The sequence below is a fragment of the Psychrobacter sp. AOP31-B2-9 genome, from assembly GCF_052378005.1.
GTDB lineage: Bacteria > Pseudomonadota > Gammaproteobacteria > Pseudomonadales > Moraxellaceae > Psychrobacter.
Genome location: NZ_JBQSXG010000131.1, coordinates 1 through 8281, shown reverse-complemented (window position 1 = coordinate 8281; position 8281 = coordinate 1). Strand labels below are relative to the sequence as shown.

Sequence of the window (8281 nt, the reverse complement as noted above, 5' to 3'; positions counted from 1 at the left end):
CATAGAAAAAATAGGGACTTTTAGTTTATTATTACAATGATATACAAATCATTCTATTCCAGTTTTCTGACAAAAACTACTGTAATAAGCAAATATCGCTTTTTTTAAAATGACTGCATAGTTATTCAAATAGCTACCTAAAAACTGTCTATAATGATTTGTAATTTACTCAATTAGAGGCAGACCATGACAACACAGACCGCGTTAGTATTAGGAGCAAATACCGTTATCACGCAATCTTATTGTTCGGTGGCTTTTTCTACAAAAAACAACCTTAAATTTGGAGAGCATATTGGATTAATATGGCTGCCTTTAGATGAACACCGTAAAGCGGCTTGTAGTCCTGCTTACCTTCACGAACCTAAAGACTGGGCTAAACTAAACAATGCTGATAATCAAAATATTTGGCAATTAGATTTATCCAGTTTGTTTGATACACAAGGCGTTAGCTTTTTGCAATTGATTGCCTATACCTATCAAGAAACAAGTCTAAACCTACCAACAGTTGAACTGACTGATATCAGTCTAATACTGAATGAAGGTTCCATCACTTATGATTTCACAGCCAACGAGCGCCATACAAAAGCAGCGATTGTATTAGAGATATATCGACGCAATGATCAGTTTAAATGTCGGGCGCTGGGTGAAAGCTCTTCTCAAGGCTTGGCAAGCTTAGAGCATAGAGTACAAATCAGCCTTGATACCCGCCCGCCAGATACACATGCGCTCATTCAGGCAGCTCAGCAGCAGCAGCGAACTCAGCCGAATAATGAGACACGAACACCGCGTCAAGTACAAGCTGGTGAAACATGGACTGGTACGGCATTTGCCATTGACCCATATCACCTCTTAACTTGCTATCATGTAATTGAGTCGGCGGCTATGATTGGCATACGACAGCAGGGACAGCCAGACCGTGAAGCGCAAGTGGTACTCAGTGATATCGGTAGCGATTCAGCGATTATTAAAGTGAGTGAACCTTTAACTAGCTATTTGCCGCTCGCACAACAATGTAGTGATAATTTGGGTGAGACTATCACTACGTTGGGGTTCCCGCTGTCAGGACTTAGTAGTCAATTGCAAGTAACACAAGGCTGTATCTCTAGTTTGACAGGGTTTGGCGATGATATTCGCTATATGCAATTTACTGCGCCCATTCAACCTGGCTCTAGCGGCAGCCCTCTACTACTACCTACTGGCGAAGTCGTTGGCATGGTAACATCAAGTCTCGTTCATGAGCATGCGCAAAATATGAACTATGCAGTGAAATTTCAGTTGCTATCTGCGTTACTCGCAAGCGCAGGTATTGAGTTAGATAACTTGTCAGACTCATCGCTTAATAAGTTGCTACCGCTAACCACACCACAATTGAGCAAAAATAGCCGCGGGGCATTATGGTTGGTTGGATGTCAGGGCTAAAAAACATCAAGATAATCAAAAAACAAGAAGAACCAATTAAAGAAAGTGTGTTAAGGAATATAAATGTCAGTTAAGCTCAGAAGTATCGCTGTACTCATAGATGCAGATAACGCATCGGCGAAAAATATCGGCCAGATATTAAAAGAAATAGAGAAAATCGGTCATATTACTTGTAAAAAAATCTATGGTGATTGGGGAAACGCTCATATTCAAAGTTGGCAAGAAGCCCTACTCAAATATGCCATCGATCCCATGCAGCAATTTGCCTATGTAAAAGGCAAAAATGCGACTGACATTGGTATGGTCATTGAAGCAATGGATCTGCTGCACAGTGGTGTTTATGACGGGTTCTGTCTAATCTCGAGTGATAGCGACTTTACTTCATTAGCACTACGTATTCGCAAAAACCATGTAAAAGTTTTTGGCTTTGGCAAGCGCAATACCGTCAGTGCTTTTTCACAGGCCTGTGATACCTTCTTTTATGTAGAAGATTTATTGAAACAACACACTGTAAGTCAAAACAATCTCTCGTCTAACAAAACATCTAAGAGTTCATCAAAACCATGGACCACTAAACAGCTGCAGACACAAACCCACTTGATTAGCGCACTAAACAAAATCATTCAAGACAACCCCAATGACCATAATGGTTGGTCAAATCTATCTCATATTGCCAGTCAAATTAGCCAAAACTACGACAATATTAAACTCGATAAATATGGCTATGCAAAATTTTCTGATTTAATTATTGCTCTACGTTTATACGATATAAGACGACAGTCTAATGGCATGTGGGCAAAGCTAAAGACACAAAAAAACGCTACAACTATTAATAAGAAACCCCTAGCACCGATGTCTGCTGGTAAATCAATGGCTACTAAACCTAGCTTAAACCTATTCCCTGCAGTCCCTATCATCGTAAAAATAACGACAGCTCCTACTGTTGACGCTGTCTTATTTAGAGTCAATGAAAAAACTAAAGTCCGTGGTGATGAGGATATGATATTTTATGGACAGACACATAGTGAAGATGGCACCATCGAGCTAGATCAGCAGCTCGATGAGGATATCTCAATATCTGAATTCAGTTGTGATTTGGGCGCTCAACCCTCTACTATCGAGCAACTGAATATTATATTATCAAGTGAGCTTGAAAGCTTAACTACTGATACAAATCAAGCACTTATTGAATTAAGCATCAGCGATAAGCAAAAAGACACTTTATTATTTTCTGGTGAGTTTGATATTCAAAACAAATCAGGAAAAAGCTTACTGTTATTCACATTGAATCGAAGCAATGATCAATGGCAGTTTTCACCAAAACATCAGAATATAGATGGCGACCTACGTTATCTTTGCGAAAAATATGGAATAGAACTCAGTGATGACTAGCAATAAATATAATGTAATACCTAATGATGTGTACGAACGTAGCATCAACCTACCCCGCGGCACGCTTGATCTAACTTATCAGATGAATGATGTATCAGGAAGCAACACGACTTATCAATTAGAAGACTTACTTGGGTTTGCCCAACGTATTAACCCAAAACGTGCGTTTTTATTTGTCTCAAAAGTCTTAGGTCGGCATATCCCAGTAGCACCTAATAGCATGCGTAGTGCTTTCACCGACTTGGCAAACTTAGTACCTAGCGATTTACCTAAGCCCATTCTAGTTGTTGGCATGGCAGAGACTGCCGTTGGGCTATCGGCAGGTGTGCATCAAGCATTGCAAATGCGTTATCCTAATGCTTTATTATTGAACTCTACCCGTCATGCGCAGCACAATGATGATAATAGTGAAACGTTACTCACCACTTTTAGTGAAGACCACAGTCATGCCAGCCAGCATTTGATTTATCAAAGTGCAGATCAAGCGACACAAGAACAATTACTCTCTAGTAAGACCCTCATTATGGTCGATGATGAAGCCTCAACAGGCAACACCTGCGTGAACGTTGTCACCGCTCTACGTAATGCTGGGCTGAGTCAATTAAAACAGGTCCACCTAACCACGCTAGTGGACTGGTCATTAGGACAAGTGGATACAGATGATACTATCGCTCAACGCTTACCTAATATTGACTTTCATCGTCATCACTTATTATCTGGTGATTGGAAATGGACGGATGCGCCCAACCCTAAGCCCATTACCATGCCATCAGTTGATACCACTGACGCTGGTAGTCAATCGCTAGGCAACACTGGCAATTGGGGACGTTTCCCGACTCTTGACAGCACAGACGGGTTTGATCGTTATTTGGCTAGATTTAAAACAGCCTTTACCAGTTTTAGCGGACAGACACAGTTTAATAAAGAACAATTGCCACAGCGAATTTTGGTGTTAGGTAGCAATGAGTTTGTGTGGCTGCCATTTTTATTGGCAGAATGGATAGAAGCCCAATTTCAAGACTCTGAAACAACAGCCATAGTGAACTTCAGCGCTTTGACACGCTCACCCATTGCTTTGGGCGGTGCGATTGCTACCATGTTGAGTTTTAGCGACAATTACGGACTTGGAATGACCAACTTTGCCTACAATGTTGAGCCTAGCGACTGGGATTTGATTATATTGTGCGTAGAAACATCGACTGATAGTGTCGATGACATGTGGCAAAGTTTGCATAATGTGTTGGTGGTGGGCTCCGATATAAAAGTTATCTGAAATATTGGTCGATATCAAAACCACTGTTAATCTGGCGTGTGTCCTCCAGTCCTTCAACTTTCGTCTAAAGAGTCTAAAATATTTAAACACCTAAGGTGTGTTTGATCCTTTAGCCATGGTAGTCCCTATTTGTGAATATCAAACACGCCCTAGCTAATATTTCAATATTGTCAGTATTGCTTTACTGATTTGATGACAATTTAAATCTTTTTATTAGCATCTTTAGGATGCGGACACACCCTAATCAGATTATAGTTGTAGCCATGACAATAAACATGAAATGCAAATAATAAATATTATCATTATTATTTACATACAAGTGAATATTAACTAGGGCGTGTCCTCATTTTAAAAATGGTGATAAAAATGAGATAAATTGCCGTCAAACAAGGAAAATAGAGCAGATAATATCGAGATATTAGTCAGCTATTTGACGCCGTTTGGCAAGATTTAGCTATTTTTAACCCATTTAGATAACTATCGATTGAATTGAGGACATGCCCTAATTATAACCTTTATATGTACTACCAAAAGCACCTTTTTTAGTCTGAAAAACATTTATTTCTTAACCAACTCTACTGTACAGCGTTTTTATCTTAAAAAGAACACAGGCCCAAAAAAAGCTATTCTTGACACCCTAAACAATATGAAAAAACAATATAAACAAACTCTCTAAGAATTAGAGAAAAATATAAAATTACGACTTAAGTATTTAATGAAAATTTCATATTAATCACTGTCAAACAACAGCCAGTATTATTATGAATTTTTATATTTGATTTGAAGAATTAACAGCTATTTTATAAAGATATTTAATTGATTAAAAATACTTAAATAATAGTAAAGCTAAACCCATCTTACATACAAATAAAAGCACCCTAATATAGAGACTGTTATGAATTCTAATCACAAAGGGAAAATGCCATTTTTTCAATCAAGTTTAGATATTACTAAACCTTATGCGCTTATGGATTTAGACGACACCCTTTTTCAAACCCAGCGTAAAATTGATGCATGGGAGTTACCAACCACCGAACCTGATAGTTTGGTTTGTGCTACCGTAAACAAACAAGGTGAACCATTAAGCATGATGAGCCAGCGTCAATCAGTTTTTTTTAATTGGCTGCTCGTTAGTACCGAGCTCATCGTAGTCACTGCCCGTGATCGGCATGAAATCAAGCGTGTTAAGCTACCGTTTGATAGTTGGCAAGTACTGACACATGGTGCCGTTATTTTAAGCCCTGAAGGTTACTTATTGAGCACTTGGCAACAGCACATGTATGAACAGCTTGCACCATTGCAAAATAAATTGAATCAGCTGAGCCAAGTCTTTACCAATTACAGCAAAAATGATGGTAGTCAACTCGTATTTACACCACATATCGACAGTTTTCATAATGGTTCTGTCAATGAAGAGTTGATCATTTATTTGGCTATTAAGCACGCGCAAAAAGACCACCAAGCACTAATAGAGTTAGCTAATACACTACCTACGTTAATACGTAATTTTGATCAAGATTTTTATGTGCATGTAAATGCTAATAACCTAGCAATACTACCGCATGCAGTTCATAAGCATCATGCAGTACAATTCTTACTAGACAATCATTTAGACAGTCAGCGACCCAGTTTTGGCTTTGGTGATAGTTTGGCTGATTTGCCATTTTTACAGTTGCTTGACTGGTATGGCATGCCCAATCACGGTCAATTACATGACAATCTGATATGAGAAAACAACCTCTATGACTAACCCTAATATAAAAAAACCAAATCATTACGGTTCAGGCAGCTACCTTGCCAGTGATGTCACGGTGCTACTCGATATCGTCGATAAAGAGGCTGTGGCGGATGTGCCCGTCAGTCAAAAAGAAGCACTTATCCAAAGTGGTCAGCGTCATTATTCCGATATGTTGACGTTAGAGAGTGCGCCCACAGCGATGCATGAGCAACTATATCGTCAAGCATTAGAGCAAGGCACAAATAGAACCGCCACTGACGTTGCGAATTTGGCTCATACATTACAAGACACTTTTAGGCAGACCGTTCATACTGAGCGCCCGTTAGTATTGGTCAGCTTAGTACGCGCAGGTTTGCCAATTGGAGTACTGTTACAACGCGCATTGTCAGATACTGAGAGTAGCTACTCGCTGCCAAGCGTGCATTATGGCATTAGCATCATTCGTGATCGTGGCCTTGATCCAGTAGCACTACAAATGATACTAGAGGCTTACCCAAATAGCCCTATCGTGTTTGTCGATGGCTGGACGGGCAAAGGCGCCATTTATCAAGAGCTTGCTAGTAGCCTCAAAGTGTTTAGCGACCATGACCATTCAAACTTTACCAATATTTTTCATCATGGTGCTAACGTCATTCCATTATTAACCTTAGCTGACCCAGCTGGTGTCGCTTGGCTCTCTGCTAGTGAAGAGGATTGGTTAATTCCATCAGGACTGCTAAACAGTACTGTATCGGGACTCATATCACGCAGCCTATATACCGATCCACAATTAGGATTACATCGCAGTGTTTTTTATGATAACTTGATAGAATCAGATCGTAGCTTGGCCTTTGTCGATCAAATCGATGCGGCACGTCGTGCACTGAACAAACCCTTACAATGTTTGCCACTCTACCCACAACCCCGCTACCAAACCGCTGACGTAATTAATACGATCGCAGCAGATTATGCTATTACCAATCGCAATCGTATAAAACCAACAATCGCAGAAGCAACCAGAGCCATATTACGCCGTGATCCTGAACGTATCTTACTGGCAACTGCCAAACATCCTGATACGATACTGCTCAGACATTTATGTGCACAGCGAGATATCGCTATCAGTGTATTAGGTGATAAAATACTGCCTTATCAAGCTATCACACTGATCAAGCAACGCACCAAAGATAGCTAGCACATGTTCAACATTTATAGCCATTCCATTATAAGATTATTACAGCGTCTCGCTTGAAGTATTGGATATACGTCTACACTCGGTTGCCTAGTACTACTTTTGAATTGAATCGACTATACCAATAAGCACTTATAAACAGACGCTTATAAATAGACATTGCTGTTAAGTAACGATCTTTGAGTCAACTCGCTTGATAATATATCCTGCTTTTTATAACCACTTATTTATCACTATTGATGATGCCAATTATGTCAGATACACCAAATTACGAGTCACATCTTTATCACCATAGCCAGTCTTATGCGCATTTATTTACTGAGCGTCATGCGATGGTTAAGCCGCACACCTATCACCCTTATCAACTTGGTGCCAGTCTCTATATGCCTGCCACTCGTCAAGATATATGGCAAGTCATCAAGCGTGATAAATTACCAACAATCAATAGTATTATTATTTGTTTAGAGGATGCTGTCAGCCATAGTGACGTCGATCTAGCACTTGAGCGCTTACAGTCGCTGCTCGATACATGGGCCATGCATGTCGATACCATCCATAACCCATCGAGAAAAACGGATCTCAAAACGCAACATCCGACTCGACCATTGGTATTTATACGTCCACGCAATCCGATGATGCTACAGCAGCTGGCGGACTATGCTCATATTGAGCTAATTGATGGTTTCGTCATGCCAAAAGTTGATATGTACAGCTTATCCAACTGGCGTATGGCCTGCCAGAACCTCAGCACCGATCAATTATTGATGCCTACGCTTGAAACTGCCGCATTATTCAATCCACACCACAATCAAGAACTCGCCATCGGCTTTAAAGAAGCCTTTAGTCAACCCATACTTGCCCTGCGTATCGGTGGCAATGATTTGTTTGCAGCGCTACGTCTCAGGCGTCCTAAACACAGCATTGTCTATGACACACCCATCGGCACCCTAGCCTATCAGCTACTTGGCTGTTTTGTGCCACATGGCTTTTATCTAACCGCGCCCGTGTTTGAATACTTAGATCAGCCAACGCTGTTTATGCAAGAGCTGACCCGTGATGTAAGCTTAGGGCTGGTCGGAAAAACCGTTATTCACCCGAGCCAAATCGCCTTGGTACAGCAGGCCTATTGTGTGCCACTAAGCATTTTAGATGAGGCACAAGCGATACTTCATAGCGAGGCCAAAGCCGTATTTAAATACAACAACACCATGCTAGAGCCGGCCACGCATCGTGCTTGGGCAACGGAAATAGTGGATCGAGCAAAAGTGTTTGGGATTCTTGATGATAG

6 protein-coding genes are annotated in these 8281 nt (G+C 40.5%); all 6 read left to right on the top strand.

Going from position 1 to position 8281, the window contains the following annotated elements; translation table 11 throughout:
* Positions 1–186: 186 nt before the first annotated feature.
* A complete protein-coding gene (locus ACT3SX_RS12280; RefSeq protein ID WP_192520321.1) occupies positions 187–1419 on the top strand; it encodes a trypsin-like peptidase domain-containing protein in 1233 nt (410 codons plus the stop codon).
* Positions 1420–1482: 63 nt separating this feature from the next.
* Complete coding sequence (locus ACT3SX_RS12275) at positions 1483–2811, top strand: NYN domain-containing protein (RefSeq protein WP_192520322.1); 1329 nt, start codon at positions 1483–1485, stop codon at positions 2809–2811.
* On the top strand, positions 2804–4084 hold the full coding sequence (locus ACT3SX_RS12270) for a phosphoribosyltransferase domain-containing protein (RefSeq protein WP_192520323.1): 1281 nt from the start codon (positions 2804–2806) through the stop codon (positions 4082–4084). Before ACT3SX_RS12275 ends, ACT3SX_RS12270 begins: the two co-directional genes overlap by 8 nt.
* A gap of 895 nt (positions 4085–4979) precedes the next feature.
* Positions 4980–5813, top strand: a complete 834-nt coding sequence (locus ACT3SX_RS12265) for an HAD hydrolase family protein (protein WP_225739283.1) — start codon at positions 4980–4982, stop codon at positions 5811–5813.
* 13 nt (positions 5814–5826) lie between these two features.
* A complete protein-coding gene (locus tag ACT3SX_RS12260; protein ID WP_192520324.1) occupies positions 5827–6996 on the top strand; it encodes a cysteine protease StiP domain-containing protein in 1170 nt (389 codons plus the stop codon).
* Positions 6997–7244: 248 nt separating this feature from the next.
* On the top strand, positions 7245–8281 hold a 1037-nt coding region (locus tag ACT3SX_RS12255), incomplete at its 3' end, for an HpcH/HpaI aldolase/citrate lyase family protein (RefSeq protein ID WP_444519111.1).